Genomic DNA, 18,124 nt, shown 5'->3' on the forward strand with positions numbered 1-18,124 from the left:
TGGCCGGCGCCCGGCGACGGCACCGCGGCGCGCGCCCGAATATGACGCGTGCGGCGCGTCAGCTCCGCCGCACCGCGTACATCACCGCGCCCGCGGCCAGCACCGCCGTCCCCGCCAGGACCGACGACAGGGGCAGTGCGAACGCGAGCGCCAGGCAGCCCACCAGCCCGCCCGCGGCGAGGACCCGCCCCGAACCGAGCGACCACGCCGAGGCGTTGGCGATCGCGTAGTACACCAGCACCCCGAACGACGAGAACCCGATCGCCCCGCGCACGTCCGCCGTCGCCGCCGCCACCGCGACGACCAGCCCCACCGCGAGTTCCGCGTGGTGCGGCACCTGGAACCGGGGGTGGACGGCCGCGAGCGTACGGGGCAGGTGACCGTCGCGCGCCATCGCCAGCGTCGTCCGGGACACCCCGAGGACCAGCGCCAGCAGCGAACCCAGCGCGGCCACCGCCGCGCCCACCCGCACCACCGGCAGCAGCCAGTCCGCACCGGCCGCCCGCGCCGCGTCCGCCAGCGGAGCCACCGAGCCGCCCAGTTCCCGGGCGCCCAGCACCGAGAGGACGGACACCGCCACCCCCGCGTACACCAACAGCGCGATCCCCAGCGCCAGCGGCACCGCCCGAGGGATCGTCCGGGCCGGATCCCGCACCTCCTCGCCCAGCGTGGCGATCCGCGCGTACCCGGCGAACGCGAAGAACAGCAGCCCCGCCGCCTGCAGCACCCCACCCGGCGACACGTCCCCACCGAGCGCCAGGCGCCCGGCATCCGCCGCCCCCGACCGGAGGGAGGAGACCACCACAGCGACCAGCACCGCCAGCACGACCGCCACGATCACGCGCGTGAGCAGGGCCGACTTCCGCACGCCCCCGTAGTTCAGGGCGGTCAGGGCCACGACCGCCGCGACCGCCACCGCGTGCGCCTGCCCCGGCCACACGTACACACCGACCGTCAGCGCCATCGCCGCGCAGGAAGCCGTCTTGCCGACCACGAACCCCCAGCCGGCGAGGTATCCCCAGAAGGGACCCAGCCGTTCGCGCCCGTACACGTACGTCCCGCCCGAGGCGGGGTAAAGGGCGGCCAGCCGTGCCGAGGCCATCGCGTTGCAGTACGCCACCGCCCCGGCCAGCGCCAGCGCCGGCAGCAGGCCGCTCCCGGCGACCCCGGCCGCCGGGCCGAGGGCGACGAAGATCCCGGCGCCGATCATCGAGCCCAGGCCGATGACGACGGCGTCGAAGACGCCCAGCGACCGCCGCAACTCGTGTGTCATGCGCCGCACCCTACTGATCCGCGCAACCACCCTCCGCACCCCGGGCGTCCTCCCGGACAACACCGCACGAAAGGCAGGTTCACGGCGTGGACATCCTCAGCTGGATCATCCTGGGACTGCTGGCCGGCGTCATCGCCAAGGTGCTCCTGCCGGGCCGTGACCCCGGCGGGCTGATCGGCACGACGCTCATCGGCATCGCGGGCGCCTTCGTCGGTGGCTGGCTGTCGGCACGCTTCCTGGACCGGCCCATCAGCAACCAGTTCTACGACGGCCCCACCTGGCTCGCAGCCATCGGGGGCTCGCTGGTGCTGCTGATCGCCTACCGCGTCCTCTTCGGCCACTCACGCCCGCGCTGAGCGCCCGGCCCGGACGCGAGACCCGTCTCCCGCAGGGTGATGTTCAGCCGGCCCGTGCGCAGCCCGACCGCCGGATCGGCCGTACCCGGGAACACCTTCGGCACCCCGTGGAACGCGAATCGTGAAGGACCGCCGAAGACGAACAGGTCGCCCGACACCAACTCCACGTCCGTATAGGGCCGGTTCCGCGACACGGTGTTCCCGAACCGGAAGACGCAGCTGTCCCCGATGCTCAGCGACACCACCGGGGCACCGGACCGCTCCTCCTTGTCCTGGTGCATGCCCATCCGGGCCGCCCCGTCGTAGAAGTTGACCAGAGCCGCGTCCGGGGCGTAACTCCCGGCGCCCCCGTCCTCGTCCCCCTCGCCGTACGCCGCCGCCAGCGCCGCCCGGCCCAGGTCCGCCAGCCGGTCCGGAAAGGGCGCCACCCGGGCACCGTTGACGTCACCGGCCGTCCGCGAGTACCGGTACGGCTGCCAGTGCCATCCCAGGCACACCGTCCGCACCGACATCACACCCCCGCCCGGCAGCACCATCCGCCGCATCGGCACCGGTCCCCGCGCCCACGCGCGGCACGCCCCGACCAGCTCCCGCTGCCGCTCCACCGACAGCCACCCCGGCACGTGCACCGCGCCGGGGGCGACCTCCACCGGCTCGCGCGCCACCGCGAACAGCCCGTCCGTCACCGTACGAGCGCGCCTTCCAGCCCCAGCAGCCGCTCCTTGCGCTCCAGCCCGCCCGCGTACCCCCGCAGGGCCCCGTCCGCGCCGATCACCCGGTGGCAGGGCCGCACCACCAGCAGCGGATTGCGCCCGATCGCGGTCCCCACGGCCCGCACCCCGGCACCCGGCGCACCGACGCGCGCCGCGATCTCCCCGTACGTCACGGTCGTGCCGTAGGGGATGTCCTCCAGCGCCCGCCACACCCGTCGCTGGAAGTCCGTGCCGGTGTCGGCGTACTGGAGGTCGAAGCGGGTCAGCCGGCCCGCGAAGTAGTCCCTCAGCTGGGCGGTGACACCGGTGAACGCCTCGGGGGCGTGCCGCCACCCGTCGCCGACGACCGCGCCGCCCTTCTGGCCCGGCACGGAGAGGGAGGCGAGCGCGGTGCCGCCACCGTCCGCGGACTCCTCGCCGACGAGCAGCATCTCGCCCAGCGGGCCGTCGGCGTACGCGTACACGGTCATGATCCGTTCCCTTCCTCGGCGGCCGGACCTCACGGGCCTCCAGTAGCCACCACGAGCCCCTACCGGTCCCTCTCAGTCTCCGCCGCCCGCCACCCGCCGGGCCGGCGGTTTCCGGACACGGGGGTCCCCGCAGGGCCCGGGGTCCCGCACCGGCGCCGGGGGCCGCCGGGACAGGGGGCGGGGGCGGACCGGCCGCAGCCGTGTCCGCCCCCGATCCGCCCGGGTCCGGCCCGCGGGTGCCCGCCGCGCGGGTGCCCGGTGTGCGGCCGGGACCTACCGGTAGTTCACGAACTGCAGGGCGAAGTCGAAGTCCTGACCCTTCAGCAGCGCGATCACGGCCTGGAGGTCGTCGCGGCTCTTCGAGCTGACCCGCAGCTCGTCGCCCTGCACCTGAGCCTTGACGCCCTTGGGGCCCTCATCGCGGATGATCTTCGCCACCTTCTTGGCGTTCTCCTGGGAGATGCCCTCCTCGATCGAGGCGAAGATCTTGTACTCCTTGCCGGAGAGCTGCGGCTCACCGGCGTCGAGCGACTTCAGCGAGATGCCGCGCTTGATCAGCTTGGACTCGAACACGTCGAGGATGGCCTTGACCCGCTCCTCGGAGTTGGCCTGCATCAGGATCTTCTCGCCGGACCAGGCGATGGAGGCCCCGACGTTCTTGAAGTCGTAGCGCTGCGAGATCTCCTTCGCCGCCTGGTTGAGGGCGTTGTCGACCTCCTGCCGCTCGACCTTCGAGACGATGTCGAAACTGGAGTCGGCCATGTCCTGTGGCTCCTTGGGTCGCGTGCGTAGAGAGTGCGTAGAGGTACGTCCGGACTCCCCGGACCGCCCCCGCAAAGCCTAGCCATGCCACCGGCCGTGAGTGCTGATCAATCCGGTGGCGAAGCACCCCCGCACATCAGGTATCGTTTACGTCGTTGCCGAGGAGCGCCGCCGAAAAGCGGTCACCCTCCTCGCGACATCCCATGGCGGTGTGCCCGAGTGGCCAATGGGAGCGGACTGTAAATCCGTCGGCTTAGCCTACCCAGGTTCGAATCCTGGCGCCGCCACGTGATGAGACGGCCCCTGATCAGCGGAAACGCGATCAGGGGCCGTCTTGCGTGGCCGTGGACCCGGTGGTCGCGCCCGGCCCGCCGGGGGCCGGGCGCACGGGTCCCGCCGGCCGGCCGGCCGGCCTGGCGCCGGCCGAGGCGCGCCACGGCACCCGCGCCCGACGTCACGCGCCCGGGCCGGACGTCACTCGCCCGCGACCGCCTTCACCGCGACCGTCACCGGCACCGAGCCGCTGATCAGCTCCAGCGTCAGCCCCGCCGTGGCCGGCGTCTCCACCAGCTCGGCCAGGACGGCCGCCACGTCGTCGCGCGGCACCGGGCCGCGTCCGGTCGACGCCTCCAGCCGTACGAGGCCCGTCCCGGCGTCGTTCGTCAGCATGCCGGGCTTGAGGATCGTCCAGTCGAGGCCCCGCTTGGCCCGTACGTGATCGTCCGCCGCGCCCTTGGCCCGCAGGTACGCGTCGAAGACCTCGTCCCCGGCGCGGTCCGCGTCGGCGCCCATCGACGACACGACCAGGTAGCGCCGCACCCCGGCCCGCTCCGCCGCGTCCGCGCAGAGCACCGCCGCGCCCCGGTCCACGGACGCCTTGCGCTCGACGCCGCTGCCCGGCCCCGCGCCCGCCGCGAACACCACCGCGTCGGCGCCCGTCAGCGTCTCGGCGACCGCCTCCACGGTCGCCGACTCCAGGTCCAGCACGACCGGTTCGGCGCCCGCGTCCCGCAGGGCGTCCGCCTGTTCGGGGTCGCGGATGATGCCCGCCACCTCGTGTCCGCCCGCCGAGAGCAGCCTCTCCAGCCGCAGGGCGATCTGTCCGTGTCCTCCAGCGATGACAATGCGCATGCTCCCGACCGTACGACGTCGCGGCCCGAAGTGCTCAGGGACGGGCGTCCGGCCGCCCCTGGCGCGGCAGTTCGAGCGCCGCCGCCGAGTCGCAGTACTCCCGCACCGCGCTCGTCCGCGCCACCACCCGCCCCCGGTGCACCACGATCCGGCTGTACGCCAGCGACAGCACGCCCGACAGCCGCTCCCCGCGCACCGCCAGGAGTTCGGCGGGGAACCCCGCCTCCACCCGCACGGCCGGCAGCCCCATCGCCTCCCGCGCCGCCCCGCTCACCGCCGCGTACGCCTCCGTCGGCCGCAACCCGCCCTGCGAGGCCAGCAGGTACGCCGACTCCAGCGGATCGCCCCGCCCCACCGGGTTCGCCACGTCCCGCAGCGCCCCGCTCCCGGCCGCGACCCGCACCCCGGCGGCCCGCAGCAGGCGCACGGGCGCGACGCCCCGCACTGCCGTACCGCCGCAGCCTCCCTGAGGCAGGCACACGACCGTCACACCGGCCGCGGCGAGCTGGTCGGCCGCCCGCCCGGCCACGTCCTCCGGAAGCCGCCCCAGGGCCCCGCACGGCCCGATGGCGACCCCCGGCCGCAGACCGCCCGCCATCGCCGCCAGGCGCGCGAGCCGCGCCGGGTCGTCCCCGTCGGTGTGCAGGTCCACCGGGCAGCCGTGCTCCGCCGCGACCTCCAGGACCGCCTCCGCGTAGCCGGCCGGGTCCGGGTCCAGGTCGGGGCACCCGCCGACCACCGCGGCGCCCATCTTCACCGCGTCGCGCAGCATCGCGAGCCCGTCCGCACCCGCCACGCCGGTCAGCAGCCGCGGTACGGCGACGGCCGTCAGGTCGGCCAGCCCGCGCAGCGAGCGCCGCGCCTGGAGGACCGCCTCCAGGGGGCCGAGCCCCTGGACGTCGCCGATGCGCACGTGGGCGCGCAGCGCGGTGGCGCCGTGCCCGAGCTGGAGCAGGGCCGCCTCGGTGGCACGGCGCTGGACGTCCTCGGTGGCGTACGAGACGGGGCCGGGGGAGTCGGCGCTGAGCGCCGTGTCGGCGTGGCCGTGCGGTTCGGCGGCGGCGGGGAGCAGCAGGTAGCCGGCGAGGTCGACCCGGGCGCCGTGGGTGGGCAGGCTGCCCGTGGTGCCCACGGCTTCGATGCGCCCGCCGCCGATCCGGACGTCCACGGTCCGGCCGTCGGTCAGGCGGGCGCCGCACAGCAGCAGCGCGGTGGCGTCGGCGGTGGCGCCTTCGGGCGGCTGCGGCTGCTGGCTGTCGGAGGACATCGGGCTCCTGGCGGGCTCGGGGGCTCGGTGGCTCGGGCGGGATCCGGGACGGGGGCCGCCGGTGGCGCGGCGTACGGATGTACTGGCGCGATCACGCAGCGTGAGGCGAGCCTAGGGGCCGTCCGTCCGGCCATCGAGGAGGAGCGCAATAGTCGTACCGGCGTGGGGCGCGAGTGGCCCACGAGGCCCCCGAGCCGCGGCTGCCGACGGGGGCGTGAGGGTGCGGCCGGAGGGGCGGCCGGGAGGGTGGCCGGAGGGCGGACCCGAGGCCGTACGAGGGCGCTCCGGCGGCGGTGGAGGGGGCCCGGGCGGGCGGGCGGCCGGGCGGCCGGAAGGGTGGCCGAAGGGCTGCCGGGAGGGTGGCCGGAGGTGTGGGCGGACCCCGGTCGGGTAGCCGCCCGAATCGGATTTGGGCGATCGGCGGCCGACCGTGTAATGTCTTCATCGCTCGCCCCAATAGCTCAGTCGGCAGAGCGTCTCCATGGTAAGGAGAAGGTCTACGGTTCGATTCCGTATTGGGGCTCTGGTGCGGTAGCCCTCACCTTCGGGTGAGGGAAGCCGTATCAAAGCGGTGTAGCTCAGTCGGTAGAGCAAGCGGCTCATAATCGCTGTGTCACCGGTTCAAGTCCGGTCACCGCTACACACGGTAGCCGATTGTGGGGTCGGTCCTTCGATCGGCTACTCTTTTATGCGTTCATCCGTCCATCGTCCGTCCAAGGAGCACTCACGTGGCTGCCACCGACGTCCGCCCGAAGATCACGCTGGCCTGCGTGGAGTGCAAGGAGCGGAACTACATCACCAAGAAGAACCGGCGTAACAACCCGGACCGTCTTGAGATGAAGAAGCACTGCCCGCGCTGCAACGCGCACACTGCGCACCGCGAAACGCGCTGAATCAGGCTCGTACACGAGGCCGTCCCCGTCAGGGGGCGGCCTCGTGTCGTTGTTCGACGACACACACTCAGGAGGTAGCGAGTTCATGGCGCTCGATCAGTCCTTCGTGGGGCGGACCTACCCGCCCACCGCGCCGTACGAGGTCGGCCGGGAAAAGATCCGCGAATTCGCGGAGGCCGTGGGGGACGCCGATCCGGCGTACACCGACACCGAGGCCGCGAAGGCTCTCGGTCACTCGGAGGTGATCGCGCCGCCGACCTTTGTGTTCGCCATCACGTTCAAGGCCGCGAGCCAGGTCGTCCAGGACCCGCGGCTGGGCCTGGACTACAGCCGGGTGGTGCACGGCGACCAGAAGTTCGCGTACACCCGGCCGGTACGGGCGGGGGACCGGCTGACGGTCACGTCGACCATCGAGGCGATCAAGTCGCTCGCCGGCAACGACATCATCGACATCCGCGGCGAGGTCCACGACGAGGCCGGTGAGCACGTGGTGACCGCGTGGACCAAGCTCGTGGCCCGTGCGGCGGCAGAGGAGGCGTGAGGCGATGACCGCGAAGATCACCTTCGACGAGGTCGAGGTCGGCACCGAGCTGCCGGCGCGGAGCTTCCCCGTGACGCGCGCCACGCTGGTGCGGTACGCCGGTGCCTCGGGGGACTTCAACCCGATCCACTGGAACGAGAAGTTCGCCAAGGAGGTCGGGCTGCCGGACGTCATCGCGCACGGCATGTTCACCATGGCCGAGGCGATCCGTGTGGTCACCGACTGGGCGGGCGACCCCGGCGCGGTCGTCGAGTACGGGGTGCGGTTCACCAAGCCGGTCGTCGTGCCGAACGACGAGACGGGCGCCCTGATCGAGGTCAGCGGCAAGGTCGCCGCCAAGCTGGACGACAACCGGGTGCGCGTGGACCTGACCGCCATGAGCGCCGGCCAGAAGGTGCTGGGCATGTCCCGCGCGGTCGTGCGGCTCGCCTGACCGGACACCCGGCGCCGCGGCGGCCCCGCCCCGCGGCGCCCGGCGCACGGGCCACGGCGGCGCCCCACGGGGACGCGGGGCGGCCCGGCCGGCGCCTCACGTGGTCGCCGCGCCCCGGCGGCATGCCCTCGCGCCCGCCCGGCCACCGCGCCGCCCGGCCCCGCCGGTACGCCGCCTCCGTGACCTTCACCACGCCGCCCGCGCCGCCCGCCCGCCCCGGGCCGTACGTCCCGCCGGCCCGGGACCGGGCCTCCCGGGGGCGCCGGGACCGCACCGTAGGCTTGGGCGCGTGCAGGAACTCCATGACGCTCCCCTCGCCCCGCTGACCACCTTCCGCCTCGGCGGCCCCGCCGACCGCCTCGTCACGGCCACCACCGACGACGAGGTCGTCACCGCTGTACGCGAGGCGGACCGGTCCGGGACGCCGCTGCTGGTCATCGGCGGCGGCTCCAACCTGGTGATCGGCGACAAGGGCTTCGACGGCACCGCCCTGCGCATCGCGACCCGGGGCTTCACCCTGGACGGCACGCGGCTGGAGCTCGCGGCGGGCGAGGTGTGGACGGACGCCGTGGCCCGCACGGTGGAGGCCGGGCTGGCCGGCATCGAGTGCCTGGCCGGCATCCCCGGTTCGGCGGGCGCCACGCCGATCCAGAACGTCGGGGCGTACGGCCAGGAGGTCTCGGCCACCATCACCGAGGTCGTCGCCTACGACCGCCGGGCCGGCGAGACGGTCACCGTCCCGAACGCCGAGTGCGACTTCTCGTACCGCCACAGCCGCTTCAAGGCGGACCCCGACCGGTTCGTCGTGCTCCGCGTCCGCTTCGCACTGGAGGACGCGCAGGGCCTGAGCGCGCCCATCAAGTACGCCGAGACGGCCCGTGCCCTCGGCGTGGAGCCCGGCGACCGCGTACCGGCCGCCACCGCGCGCGAGACGGTGCTCAAGCTGCGCGCCGGCAAGGGCATGGTCCTGGACCCGGAGGACCACGACACCTGGTCGGCCGGGTCGTTCTTCACCAACCCGATCCTGGAGCAGGCGGGGTACGAGGAGTTCCTCGGCCGCGTCCGCGACCGCCTCGGCCCCGACGTCACCCCGCCCGCCTTCCCGGCCGGCGACGGCAGGATCAAGACCTCGGCGGCCTGGCTGATCGACAGGGCGGGCTTCACCAAGGGGTACGGCACCGGGCCCGCCCGTATCTCCACCAAGCACACCCTGGCCCTCACCAACCGCGGCGGGGCCACCACCGAGGACCTCCTGGCCCTGGCACGCGAGGTGGTCGCCGGTGTGCGCGACGCCTTCGGCGTCACCCTCGTCAACGAGCCGGTGACGGTCGGCGTCTCCCTGTGAGCGCCTGACCGCCGTGCGCGCGGACCCCGCCCCTCCCGTACGGTCGGGGGCGTCCGCGCCGCCGCGTCCGGCGGGCCGGCGCCCGGGGGCGCGATCGCGCCGACCGGCGGCCGGCGGTCGCGGCCGGGCGTCTCACCGAACCCGACGCCCGCCGGGCGCCCCCGCCCGGGGCGTATCCGCCCCGGGCGCGCGTCGGACGGCCGGACCCGCCGCCAGCCAGTCGTCGACGCCCGCCAGCAGCTTCGCCCTGACGTCCTCGGGGGCCGCCGAGCCCCGCACCGACTGGCGCGCCAGTTCCGCCAGCTCCTCGTCGCTGAAACCGTGGTGCACGCGCGCGAACTCGTACTGTGCCGCGAGCCGGGACCCGAACAGCAGCGGGTCGTCCGCGCCGAGCGCCATCGGCACCCCCGCCTCGAACAACGTCCGCAGCGGAACGTCCTCTGGCTTCTCGTACACGCCCAGCGCCACGTTCGACGCCGGGCACACCTCGCAGGTCACGCCCTTCTCGGCCAGCTTGCGCAGCAGCCGCGGGTCCTCCGCCGCCCGTACGCCGTGCCCGATGCGGGCCGCCCGCAGATCGTCCAGACAGTCCCGCACGGACGCCGGCCCGGTCAGCTCGCCGCCGTGCGGCGCCGCCAGCAGCCCGCCCTCGCGGGCGATCGCGAAGGCCCGGTCGAAGTCCCGCGCCATCCCCCGCCGCTCGTCGTTCGACAGCCCGAACCCGACCACCCCCCGGTCCGCGTAGCGCACCGCCAGGCGGGCCAGGGTACGGGCGTCCAGCGGGTGCCTCATGCGGTTCGCGGCCACCAGCACCCGCATCCCGAGGCCGGTCTCCCGGGAGGCGCTCTCCACCGCGTCCAGGATGATCTCCAGCGCCGGGATGAGCCCGCCCAGGCGCGGCGCGTACGAGGTGGGGTCGACCTGGATCTCCAGCCACCCCGACCCGTCCCTGACGTCCTCCTCGGCCGCCTCGCGCACCAGCCGCCGGATGTCGTCCGGCTCGCGCAGACAGGACCGGGCGAGGTCGTACAACCGCTGGAAGCGGAACCAGCCCCGCTCATCGGTCGCCCGCAACTGCGGAGGCTCCCCGCCGGTCAGCGCCTCGGGGAGATGGACGCCGTACTTGTCGGCGAGCTCCAGCAGTGTCGCGGGCCGCATCGACCCGGTGAAGTGCAGGTGCAGATGGGCCTTGGGCAACAACCGCAGATCTCGTACGTGCTCCATCTGGGGATCTTGCCAAAACCCCCGCCCGCGCGGGAGCCCCTTTCACCGATCGGGTGCCCCGGGGAACGGAAGAGCGGGCCCCCCCGAAGGGGACCCGCTCCGCCGCGCACCGGCTCCGGTCCGGAAAGGGACAAGCCCTAGTCGCGCGCCTCCGCCAGCAGCTTCTGCATCCGGGAGACGCCCTCGACCAGGTCCTGGTCGCCCAGCGCGTACGACAGCCGCAGGTAGCCCGGGGTGCCGAACGCCTCGCCCGGGACGACCGCCACCTCGGCCTCGTCGAGGATCAGCGCGGCCAGCTCCACGGAGGTCCGCGGGCGCTTCCCGCGGATCTCCTTGCCCAGCAGCCCCTTCACCGAGGGGTACGCGTAGAACGCGCCCTCCGGGGTCGGGCAGTAGACGCCCTCGATCTCGTTGAGCATCCGCACCATGGTCTGGCGGCGGCGGTCGAAGGCGGTCCGCATCTCCGCCACCGCGTCCAGGCTCCCCGAGACGGCCGCGAGGGCGGCGGCCTGGGCGACGTTCGACACGTTCGACGTGGCGTGCGACTGCAGGTTCGTCGCGGCCTTGACCACGTCCTTCGGGCCGATGATCCACCCCACGCGCCAGCCCGTCATGGCGTACGTCTTGGCCACGCCGTTGACGACGACGCACTTGTCGCGCAGCTCGGGCAGGATCGCCGGCAGCGAGGTGAACTTCGCGTCGCCGTAGACCAGGTGCTCGTAGATCTCGTCGGTCAGCACCCACAGGCCGTGCTCGACGGCCCAGCGGCCGATCGCCTCGGCGTCGGCCTCGCTGTAGACGGCGCCGGTCGGGTTCGACGGGGAGACGAACAGGACGACCTTCGTCCGCTCGGTGCGGGCCGCCTCCAGCTGCTCCACGGACACCCGGTAGCCGGTGGTCTCGTCGGCGACGACCTCCACCGGGACACCGCCCGCCAGGCGGATCGACTCGGGGTACGTCGTCCAGTACGGGGCCGGGACGATGACCTCGTCGCCCGGGTCGAGGATCGCGGCGAACGCCTCGTAGATCGCCTGCTTGCCGCCGTTGGTCACCAGCACCTGGGACGCGTCGACCTCGTAGCCGGAGTCCCGCAGCGTCTTCGCGGCGATGGCCGTCTTCAGCTCGGGGAGACCGCCGGCCGGCGTGTAGCGGTGGTACTTCGGGTTGCGGCAGGCCTCGATCGCGGCCTCGACGATGTAGTCCGGCGTCGGGAAGTCGGGCTCGCCCGCGCCGAAGCCGATCACCGGCCGGCCGGCGGCCTTGAGGGCCTTGGCCTTGGCGTCGACGGCGAGGGTCGCGGACTCGGAGATCGCGCCGATGCGGGCGGAGACCCGGCGCTCGGTGGGAGGGGTTGCAGCGCTCATGCGGCCCATCGTCCCAGACCGGGAAAGAGCGCGGCACACAGGTTTCACCGAGCGGACACCCCCGTCGGCGGCGGGTGCGCGAGCCGTGTCAGGAGCTATCTGTTCGACGCGGCGCCGCTGACCACGTACACTCTCTGCTCGTTGGCCCTCACCGACCACTTCCTCGGATGCGGTAGGTTGGGGGAGAACGACAAAGGGTCGTAGCTCAATTGGTAGAGCACCGGTCTCCAAAACCGGCGGTTGGGGGTTCAAGTCCCTCCGGCCCTGCTACACACACCGCCAGGTTGTGTGCGCAGGTATGTACTTCATTGCACCGCCGTGCGGCTCCACCCGGGCGCGGCACGGCCGACCCGGAATCAGGTGAGAGACATGACGGATGCCGTAGGCTCCATCGACATGCCTGATGCCGAGGACGAAGCACAGGAGTCGAAGAAGAAGGGCCGCAAGGGCGGCAAGCGCGGAAAGAAGGGCCCCCTGGGCCGTCTCGCGCTCTTCTACCGTCAGATTGTCGCCGAGCTGCGCAAGGTCGTCTGGCCGACTCGCAGCCAGCTGACGACGTACACGACCGTCGTTATCGTCTTCGTCGTCATCATGATCGGTCTGGTGACCGTGATTGACCTCGGCTTCCAGGAAGCAGTCAAGTACGTCTTCGGCTGATTCCCGCGGAGGGCGCCCACCCCGGCGCCCCTTTTCGCATGTTCCACCCCATCTGTATCCAGGAAGAAGCAGCCACCGTGTCTGACCCGAACCTGAACGAGTCCGCCCAGGACGAGCTCGACGTCGTCGAGGCGGCCGACGAGGACCAGGCGGAAGCTGCGGACGCCGCTGTCGGCGAGGCCGCCGACGAGGCCGCGCTCCACGTCGAGGACGAGGGCGCGGACGAGGAACTCGTCGAGGACGAGGCCGAGGTCGGGGCCGACGGGACCGCCGAGGCCGACGACGAGACGGACGACGAGGCCGCCGGGACGGACGACGAGGCCGCCGAGGCCGAGGAAGAGCCCGCGGCTCCGGTCGACCCGGTCGCCGCGCTCCGCGACGAGCTGCGCGGTCTCCCCGGCGAGTGGTACGTCATCCACACCTACGCGGGCTACGAGAAGCGCGTGAAGGCCAACCTGGAGCAGCGTGCCGTCTCGCTGAACGTCGAGGACTTCATCTACCAGGCCGAGGTCCCCGAGGAAGAGATCGTCCAGATCAAGAACGGCGAGCGCAAGAACGTCCGGCAGAACAAGCTGCCCGGTTACGTTCTGGTCCGCATGGATCTGACGAACGAGTCCTGGGGCGTCGTCCGCAACACCCCGGGTGTCACCGGCTTCGTGGGCAACGCCTACGACCCGTACCCGCTGACCCTGGACGAGATCGTCAAGATGCTCGCCCCCGAGGCCGAGGAGAAGGCCGCCCGTGAGGCCGCCGAGGCCGAGGGCAAGCCGGCTCCCGCCCGCAAGGTCGAGGTCCAGGTGCTGGACTTCGAGGTCGGCGACTCGGTCACCGTCACCGACGGCCCGTTCGCGACGCTCCAGGCGACGATCAACGAGATCAACGCCGACTCGAAGAAGGTCAAGGGCCTCGTCGAGATCTTCGGCCGCGAGACCCCGGTCGAGCTGAGCTTCGACCAGATCCAGAAGAACTAACCGACACAGGTTTCCGATCAGGTCAGACCGGGTCTCGCGCCCGCTCTGACCTGCTCGGTTTTTGGCCCCGCATGGATACCCGTTATCGTTGTGCGGTATGCCTCCATCCGGATGACGTCGGATGGTGGCTGAAAACTCTCACTAGGACCCGGAGAGAGCAATGCCTCCCAAGAAGAAGAAGGTCACGGGGCTTATCAAGCTCCAGATCCAGGCCGGCGCGGCCAACCCGGCTCCGCCGGTCGGCCCCGCCCTGGGTCAGCACGGCGTCAACATCATGGAGTTCTGCAAGGCCTACAACGCCGCGACCGAGTCGCAGCGTGGCATGGTCGTGCCGGTGGAGATCACGGTCTACGAGGACCGTTCCTTCACCTTCATCACCAAGACTCCGCCGGCCGCCAAGCTGATCCTCAAGGCCGCGGGTGTGGACAAGGGCTCCGGCGAGCCGCACAAGACCAAGGTCGCGAAGCTCACCAGCGCCCAGGTCCGCGAGATCGCCTCGGTCAAGCTGCCCGACCTGAACGCCAACGACCTGGACGCCGCCGAGAAGATCATCGCCGGCACCGCCCGTTCCATGGGCATCACGGTCGAGGGCTGAGCAGCCCCCCGTCCGACCTGTGGGAGGGCCACGCGCTGGCCCGGACCACAACTCCACACCTGAACCACACCAGGAGAAGCAGTGAAGCGCAGCAAGGCACTCCGCGGCGCGGACGCCAAGGTCGACCGGGAGCGTAACTACGCCCCCCTCGAGGCCGTCCGTCTCGCCAAGGACACCGCCGCCACCAAGTTCGACGGCACCGTCGAGGTCGCCTTCCGCCTGGGCGTAGACCCGCGCAAGGCCGACCAGATGGTCCGTGGCACCGTGAACCTTCCGCACGGCACCGGTAAGACCGCCCGGGTCCTGGTCTTCGCGACCGGTGACCGTGCTGCGGCCGCGGAAGCCGCGGGCGCCGACATCGTCGGCTCCGACGAACTGATCGACGAGATCTCCAAGGGCAACCGCCTGAACGAGTTCGACGCGGTCGTCGCCACCCCGGACCTCATGGGCAAGGTCGGCCGTCTCGGCCGCGTCCTCGGCCCGCGTGGTCTGATGCCGAACCCGAAGACCGGCACCGTCACCATGGATGTCGCGAAGGCCGTCAACGAAATCAAGGGCGGCAAGATCGAGTTCCGCGTCGACAAGCACTCGAACCTGCACTTCATCATCGGCAAGGTTTCCTTCGACGAGACGAAGCTGGTCGAGAACTACGCGGCGGCGCTGGAGGAGATCCTCCGTCTGAAGCCGTCCGCCGCCAAGGGCCGCTACATCAAGAAGGCGACCCTCAGCACCACGATGGGCCCCGGCATCCCGCTGGACTCCAACCGCACCCGCAACCTCCTCGTCGAGGAGGACCCGGCCGCCGTCTGATCGTGACGGCAGTCGCGGGTCTCGCGCGCTGAAGCCGGCCCCCGCGGTTCTCCGGAACCGCGGGGGCCGGCTTGTTTTTCCGGACCGGTTGTTCCGGGGACGGTGTCAGAGGGCTGCGTTAGGGTTTTTTCCTGTCGTAGGGGAGAACACAGGGGTGGGGGACGTACGCATGTCCGTAGCGAAGCGTGTGGGGATCATGGCGGTCGCGGCGACGGTTCTCGTCGGCGCAGCCGGCTGTCAGGACGGCGACACGGAGGGCAAGAAGACCGCGGGGGCGCCCCGGCTGCAGAACCGGGACGCGGTGACCGAGGTCGTCCAGGCCGCGTACCGGAAGACGGCGGAGGCCAGGACGGCCAGGGTCCGCATGACGGTGGAGATGTCCGGGTCGGCCCAGGCGGCGGGCACCATGGAGATGTCGGGCGTCATGGGGTGGGACCCCACGCTCATGGACATGACCATGAAGATGCCGAAGGGCATGGCGGGCGCCGGGGCGGACATGCCCGGGCAGATCCGTATGAGGTGGCTCGACGACGCCATGTACATGGATCTGGGCGCCAAGGCCGCCCAGGAGATGGACGGCAAGCGCTGGATGAAGATGGACCTCGGCGCGCTGGCCGAGGCGTCCGGCGACAAGCAGCTCCAGAAGCAGATGACACGCGGCCTGGAGGACATGAACCAGTCCCCGGCCCAGCAGCTCGCCCTGCTCCTCGACTCGCCGAACCTCAAGCACGTCGGCCCCGAGAAGGTCGGCGGTGTGGAGGCCCAGCACTACAAGGGCACCCTGACCTTCCAGGACATGGTGAAGTCCGACAAGTCTCTGGAGGTGCTCACGGAGAAGGAGCGCCAGGAGCTGGTCGACCGGGCCGAGAAGTCGGGCATCAAGGGCTACGACACCGAGGTCTGGGTCGACGGGGACGGCTTCCCGGTGAAGATGGACCTCGGCATGACCATGCCGCAGGGCACGGTCGAGATCACCGCCAATTACTCCGACTACGGAGTCAAGGCCGCCGTGGTGGCGCCGCCGGCCGCCGAGACGTTCGACTTCATGAAGCTGATGGAGCAGCTCGGCGCGGCCGGCGCGGGCCCGGGTGCCGACGGCCCCGGAAACGGCGTCTGACCCACGGCCCGCTCCCCGTCCCCTCACCGGGGGCGGGGAAGGCGCCCTGCGGGACGCGGACGGCGGCCCCCTGTCCCTGGCGGGCGCGGCGGCCCGGTGGGCGCCCGGCTGCGGGACGGCTCCGCCGGCCTGGCCGGCTCGAACCACGCGACGGCCGACAAGCCTCCGGGTGGGTGCCCCGCCCGGCCGGAGGTCGACCCGTACGGCGGGGTGGCCTCCGGCTTCGGGCGACGCCCCGGCCGGCGGGCTTCCGGTGCGGACCCCGTCCCGGGGACCCTCGCTCCGCCGGCCCTCGCTCGCCAGGTCGGCCATCCGCCCCGCGGGTGGGGCCGCGCGGGGCGGGGCGCCGGGGAGCCGGCTCGCTCCGGCGGCGCGGCGCGGCTCGGCCCCGTGGGCCCGGGGGCTCGGGGACTCCGGGGGCGCGACCACGGGCGTCGGCGGGAGCGGCGAAGGATCACCCGAGTGGGCCGATTTGCCTGACCTCGGGCCCGTCCCGTACGCTTCCACAGAAGCCAAAGACCGCTGGTCGTTGCTGCGCTCGTCAGAGTCGCGGCGGCCGAAGGATCCGCTAGCTGCGGACGACCCGCGCAGGTGACTGTGGATGAACTCCTGGATGCGCCCTGAGCGCAGCCGGTCGAGTCACGCCCCGTGCGCCTGCGCCGGGGCGTTTCGTTTTGCCCAGTCTCCTTCCTTCAGCCCACGCGGTCCGAATCACCCGGAAGGAGGCCGAGGCTCATGGCGAGGCCCGACAAGTCTGCTGCGGTTGCCGAGCTGACGGACAAGTTCCGCAGCTCGAACGCCGCCGTGCTGACCGAGTACCGCGGTCTCACCGTGGCACAGCTCAAGCAGCTGCGCCGTTCGCTCGGTGAGAACGCCCAGTACGCCGTGGTGAAGAACACGCTGACCAAGATTGCGGCCAACGAGGCCGGGATCACTTCGCTCGACGACCAGTTCGCTGGTCCGACGGCGGTTGCCTTCATCACCGGTGACCCGGTGATGTCGGCGAAGGGTCTTCGTGACTTCGCCAAGGACAACCCCAACCTGATCATCAAGGGCGGTGTCCTTGACGGTAAGGCGCTGTCCGCCGATGAGATCAAGAAGCTCGCGGACCTCGAGTCCCGCGAGGTTCTGCTCGCCAAGCTGGCGGGCGCCATGAAGGGCAAGCAGTCCCAGGCTGCCGCGCTCTTCCAGGCGCTTCCCTCGAAGCTCGTCCGCACCGTGGACGCGCTCCGTGCCAAGCAGGCCGAGCAGGGCGGTGCCGAGTAATTCGGCTCGCGCATTGATCGTGGCCCCCTAGGGGCGACGGTCGCAGCGGGCCCAACGTACGCCCGCCTCACATGTACACCCGGCACCAGCCGAATTAGTGGAAGGACCGCCATCATGGCGAAGCTGTCTCAGGAAGACCTGCTCGCGCAGTTCGAGGAGATGACCCTCATCGAGCTCGCCGCGTTCGTTTCGGCGTTCGAGGAGAAGTTCGACGTCACCGCCGCCGCTCCGGTCGCCGTCGCCGCCGCCGGTGCCCCGGGCGCCCCGGCCGAGGCCGCCGAGGAGCAGGACGAGTTCGACGTCATCCTCACCGGCGCCGGCGAGAAGAAGATCCAGGTCATCAAGGTCGTGCGTGAGCTGACCTCCCTGGGCCTGAAGGAGGCCAAGGACCTCGTCGACGGCACCCCGAAGCCGGTCCTCGAGAAGGTCGCCAAGGACGCCGCGGAGAAGGCTGCCGAGTCCCTCAAGGCCGCCGGCGCCTCCGTCGAGGTCAAGTAACACCTCGCGAGTCTCCTGACTCGCTCAGCGCCCCTCAGGGGCGTTCAGAAGGGCGATCACCCATCCGGGTGGTCGCCCTTCGGCGTTGCCGGAACGCCTGCCTTGCGCTGAGCGCAGCGCGGAGTATGGTGATCTTCGCCGTGCGCCCCTCCGGGCCCCACTCGGCTGGGGGCCTTGACGAACCGCACGCCGCGCGCAATTCTCAGGACGCGCCGTCACACGATCCGGATCCGAGGCATGGATCGACGGCCGAACGGGCAGTATCGATGTGCGCCAACGGCGCGAGGTGCCGCGGAGTTGAGAACAACGAGGGTCGCGAATTACCCGCCCTGGACATCAGTGGGCCAAGTGGCTACACTGACCCTTTGCGCTGCCTGTTAGCTGCCCCCTGCCCGTCACCAGGGGCATACCCTCGCAAGAGCACAGTTGACCGACTCT

General features: G+C 72.0%; 20 protein-coding genes and 4 tRNA genes. 16 read left to right on the top strand and 8 right to left on the bottom strand.

Translation table 11 applies throughout. From position 1 onward, the window contains the following. Nucleotides 1-58: 58 nt before the first annotated feature. Nucleotides 59-1,273 carry an APC family permease gene (locus IE109_RS10845; protein ID WP_189550610.1) on the bottom strand — a complete coding sequence of 405 codons (1,215 nt, stop codon included), beginning with the start codon at nt 1,271-1,273 and terminating at the stop codon, nt 59-61. A gap of 86 nt (nt 1,274-1,359) precedes the next feature. Between IE109_RS10845 and IE109_RS10850 the strand changes: the two genes are divergently transcribed. After that, nucleotides 1,360-1,629 carry a GlsB/YeaQ/YmgE family stress response membrane protein gene (locus IE109_RS10850; protein WP_189550611.1) on the top strand — a complete coding sequence of 90 codons (270 nt, stop codon included), beginning with the start codon at nt 1,360-1,362 and terminating at the stop codon, nt 1,627-1,629. Here IE109_RS10850 and IE109_RS10855 read toward each other — a convergent pair. From IE109_RS10855 to IE109_RS10865, 3 genes are all read right to left on the bottom strand, one after another. After that, nucleotides 1,593-2,315 carry an alpha-ketoglutarate-dependent dioxygenase AlkB family protein gene (locus IE109_RS10855; RefSeq protein WP_189550612.1) on the bottom strand — a complete coding sequence of 241 codons (723 nt, stop codon included), beginning with the start codon at nt 2,313-2,315 and terminating at the stop codon, nt 1,593-1,595. The two genes, IE109_RS10850 and IE109_RS10855, sit on opposite strands and share 37 nt — an antisense overlap. Next, nucleotides 2,312-2,812, bottom strand: coding sequence for a methylated-DNA--[protein]-cysteine S-methyltransferase (locus tag IE109_RS10860; protein ID WP_189550613.1), 501 nt, complete (start codon nt 2,810-2,812; stop codon nt 2,312-2,314). Before IE109_RS10860 ends, IE109_RS10855 begins: the two co-directional genes overlap by 4 nt. Nucleotides 2,813-3,085: 273 nt before the next feature. After that, a complete protein-coding gene (locus IE109_RS10865) occupies nt 3,086-3,574 on the bottom strand; it encodes a YajQ family cyclic di-GMP-binding protein (RefSeq protein WP_064069978.1) in 489 nt (162 codons plus the stop codon). Nucleotides 3,575-3,779: 205 nt separating this feature from the next. On the opposite strand from IE109_RS10865, the gene IE109_RS10870 reads away from it, so the two are divergent. Further along, a tRNA-Tyr gene (locus IE109_RS10870) sits at nt 3,780-3,861 on the top strand. A 187-nt stretch (nt 3,862-4,048) separates the two neighbouring features. Here the strand turns inward: IE109_RS10870 and IE109_RS10875 are convergent. Both IE109_RS10875 and IE109_RS10880 read right to left on the bottom strand, forming a co-directional pair. Then, on the bottom strand, nt 4,049-4,705 hold the full coding sequence (locus tag IE109_RS10875) for an SDR family oxidoreductase (protein ID WP_189550614.1): 657 nt from the start codon (nt 4,703-4,705) through the stop codon (nt 4,049-4,051). Between the two features lie 34 nt (nt 4,706-4,739). Next, the gene (locus tag IE109_RS10880) at nt 4,740-5,972 is read right to left on the bottom strand and encodes an amidohydrolase family protein (protein WP_189550615.1); all 1,233 of its coding nucleotides are present in this window, start codon (nt 5,970-5,972) and stop codon (nt 4,740-4,742) included. A gap of 450 nt (nt 5,973-6,422) precedes the next feature. Between IE109_RS10880 and IE109_RS10885 the strand changes: the two genes are divergently transcribed. The 6 genes from IE109_RS10885 (at nt 6,423) to IE109_RS10910 (ending at nt 9,184) form a co-directional block, all read left to right on the top strand. Next, nucleotides 6,423-6,495, top strand: a tRNA-Thr gene (locus IE109_RS10885). 44 nt (nt 6,496-6,539) lie between these two features. Continuing rightward, nucleotides 6,540-6,612, top strand: a tRNA-Met gene (locus IE109_RS10890). A gap of 88 nt (nt 6,613-6,700) precedes the next feature. Continuing rightward, nucleotides 6,701-6,865 carry a 50S ribosomal protein L33 gene (rpmG, locus tag IE109_RS10895; protein WP_003948671.1) on the top strand — a complete coding sequence of 55 codons (165 nt, stop codon included), beginning with the start codon at nt 6,701-6,703 and terminating at the stop codon, nt 6,863-6,865. An 85-nt stretch (nt 6,866-6,950) separates the two neighbouring features. Continuing rightward, on the top strand, nt 6,951-7,406 hold the full coding sequence (locus IE109_RS10900) for a MaoC family dehydratase N-terminal domain-containing protein (RefSeq protein ID WP_189550616.1): 456 nt from the start codon (nt 6,951-6,953) through the stop codon (nt 7,404-7,406). A gap of 4 nt (nt 7,407-7,410) precedes the next feature. Continuing rightward, on the top strand, nt 7,411-7,839 hold the full coding sequence (locus IE109_RS10905) for a MaoC family dehydratase (RefSeq protein ID WP_189550617.1): 429 nt from the start codon (nt 7,411-7,413) through the stop codon (nt 7,837-7,839). Nucleotides 7,840-8,128: 289 nt separating this feature from the next. Beyond that, nucleotides 8,129-9,184: a UDP-N-acetylmuramate dehydrogenase gene (locus IE109_RS10910; RefSeq protein ID WP_189550618.1), complete on the top strand. Its 1,056-nt coding sequence runs from the start codon at nt 8,129-8,131 to the stop codon at nt 9,182-9,184. A 132-nt stretch (nt 9,185-9,316) separates the two neighbouring features. Here IE109_RS10910 and IE109_RS10915 read toward each other — a convergent pair whose 3' ends face one another. Together IE109_RS10915 and IE109_RS10920 are read right to left on the bottom strand one after the other, a co-directional pair. Next, on the bottom strand, nt 9,317-10,408 hold the full coding sequence (locus IE109_RS10915; protein ID WP_229890888.1) for an adenosine deaminase: 1,092 nt from the start codon (nt 10,406-10,408) through the stop codon (nt 9,317-9,319). 137 nt (nt 10,409-10,545) lie between these two features. Beyond that, nucleotides 10,546-11,772, bottom strand: a complete 1,227-nt coding sequence (locus tag IE109_RS10920; protein ID WP_189550619.1) for a pyridoxal phosphate-dependent aminotransferase — start codon at nt 11,770-11,772, stop codon at nt 10,546-10,548. A gap of 194 nt (nt 11,773-11,966) precedes the next feature. On the opposite strand from IE109_RS10920, the gene IE109_RS10925 reads away from it, so the two are divergent. From IE109_RS10925 to rplL, 8 genes are all read left to right on the top strand, one after another. After that, nucleotides 11,967-12,039, top strand: a tRNA-Trp gene (locus IE109_RS10925). Between the two features lie 102 nt (nt 12,040-12,141). After that, a complete protein-coding gene (secE, locus tag IE109_RS10930; protein WP_064069968.1) occupies nt 12,142-12,429 on the top strand; it encodes a preprotein translocase subunit SecE in 288 nt (95 codons plus the stop codon). Nucleotides 12,430-12,506: 77 nt separating this feature from the next. After that, nucleotides 12,507-13,400 (top strand): transcription termination/antitermination protein NusG, encoded by an 894-nt coding sequence (nusG, locus tag IE109_RS10935; protein ID WP_373297682.1) that lies wholly within the window; start codon nt 12,507-12,509, stop codon nt 13,398-13,400. Between the two features lie 160 nt (nt 13,401-13,560). Then, nucleotides 13,561-13,995, top strand: coding sequence for a 50S ribosomal protein L11 (rplK, locus tag IE109_RS10940; RefSeq protein WP_064069966.1), 435 nt, complete (start codon nt 13,561-13,563; stop codon nt 13,993-13,995). An 81-nt stretch (nt 13,996-14,076) separates the two neighbouring features. After that, nucleotides 14,077-14,805 (top strand): 50S ribosomal protein L1, encoded by a 729-nt coding sequence (rplA, locus tag IE109_RS10945; RefSeq protein ID WP_189550621.1) that lies wholly within the window; start codon nt 14,077-14,079, stop codon nt 14,803-14,805. A 169-nt stretch (nt 14,806-14,974) separates the two neighbouring features. Beyond that, on the top strand, nt 14,975-15,922 hold the full coding sequence (locus IE109_RS10950) for an SCO4651 family lipoprotein (protein ID WP_189550622.1): 948 nt from the start codon (nt 14,975-14,977) through the stop codon (nt 15,920-15,922). Between the two features lie 735 nt (nt 15,923-16,657). Continuing rightward, a complete protein-coding gene (rplJ, locus tag IE109_RS10955) occupies nt 16,658-17,188 on the top strand; it encodes a 50S ribosomal protein L10 (protein ID WP_189550623.1) in 531 nt (176 codons plus the stop codon). Nucleotides 17,189-17,302: 114 nt separating this feature from the next. Beyond that, a complete protein-coding gene (rplL, locus tag IE109_RS10960; protein ID WP_189550624.1) occupies nt 17,303-17,686 on the top strand; it encodes a 50S ribosomal protein L7/L12 in 384 nt (127 codons plus the stop codon). Nucleotides 17,687-18,124: the final 438 nt, after the last annotated feature.

This window comes from Streptomyces lavendofoliae (genome assembly GCF_014649735.1).
Taxonomy (GTDB): Bacteria; Actinomycetota; Actinomycetes; order Streptomycetales; family Streptomycetaceae; genus Streptomyces; species Streptomyces lavendofoliae.

What these genes read in the sequence shown, in the direction of transcription:
- IE109_RS10845 (WP_189550610.1), bottom strand. Translation starts at nt 1,273, where the DNA reads ATGACACACGAGTTGCGGCGGTCGCTGGGCGTCTTCGACGCCGTCGTC.
- IE109_RS10860 (WP_189550613.1), bottom strand. Translation starts at nt 2,812, where the DNA reads ATGACCGTGTACGCGTACGCCGACGGCCCGCTGGGCGAGATGCTGCTC.
- IE109_RS10865 (WP_064069978.1), bottom strand. Translation starts at nt 3,574, where the DNA reads ATGGCCGACTCCAGTTTCGACATCGTCTCGAAGGTCGAGCGGCAGGAG.
- IE109_RS10875 (WP_189550614.1), bottom strand. Translation starts at nt 4,705, where the DNA reads ATGCGCATTGTCATCGCTGGAGGACACGGACAGATCGCCCTGCGGCTG.
- IE109_RS10880 (WP_189550615.1), bottom strand. Translation starts at nt 5,972, where the DNA reads ATGTCCTCCGACAGCCAGCAGCCGCAGCCGCCCGAAGGCGCCACCGCC.
- IE109_RS10900 (WP_189550616.1), top strand. Translation starts at nt 6,951, where the DNA reads ATGGCGCTCGATCAGTCCTTCGTGGGGCGGACCTACCCGCCCACCGCG.
- IE109_RS10905 (WP_189550617.1), top strand. Translation starts at nt 7,411, where the DNA reads ATGACCGCGAAGATCACCTTCGACGAGGTCGAGGTCGGCACCGAGCTG.
- IE109_RS10915 (WP_229890888.1), bottom strand. Translation starts at nt 10,408, where the DNA reads ATGGAGCACGTACGAGATCTGCGGTTGTTGCCCAAGGCCCATCTGCAC.
- IE109_RS10920 (WP_189550619.1), bottom strand. Translation starts at nt 11,772, where the DNA reads ATGAGCGCTGCAACCCCTCCCACCGAGCGCCGGGTCTCCGCCCGCATC.
- secE (WP_064069968.1), top strand. Translation starts at nt 12,142, where the DNA reads ATGACGGATGCCGTAGGCTCCATCGACATGCCTGATGCCGAGGACGAA.
- rplK (WP_064069966.1), top strand. Translation starts at nt 13,561, where the DNA reads ATGCCTCCCAAGAAGAAGAAGGTCACGGGGCTTATCAAGCTCCAGATC.
- IE109_RS10950 (WP_189550622.1), top strand. Translation starts at nt 14,975, where the DNA reads ATGTCCGTAGCGAAGCGTGTGGGGATCATGGCGGTCGCGGCGACGGTT.
- rplJ (WP_189550623.1), top strand. Translation starts at nt 16,658, where the DNA reads ATGGCGAGGCCCGACAAGTCTGCTGCGGTTGCCGAGCTGACGGACAAG.
- rplL (WP_189550624.1), top strand. Translation starts at nt 17,303, where the DNA reads ATGGCGAAGCTGTCTCAGGAAGACCTGCTCGCGCAGTTCGAGGAGATG.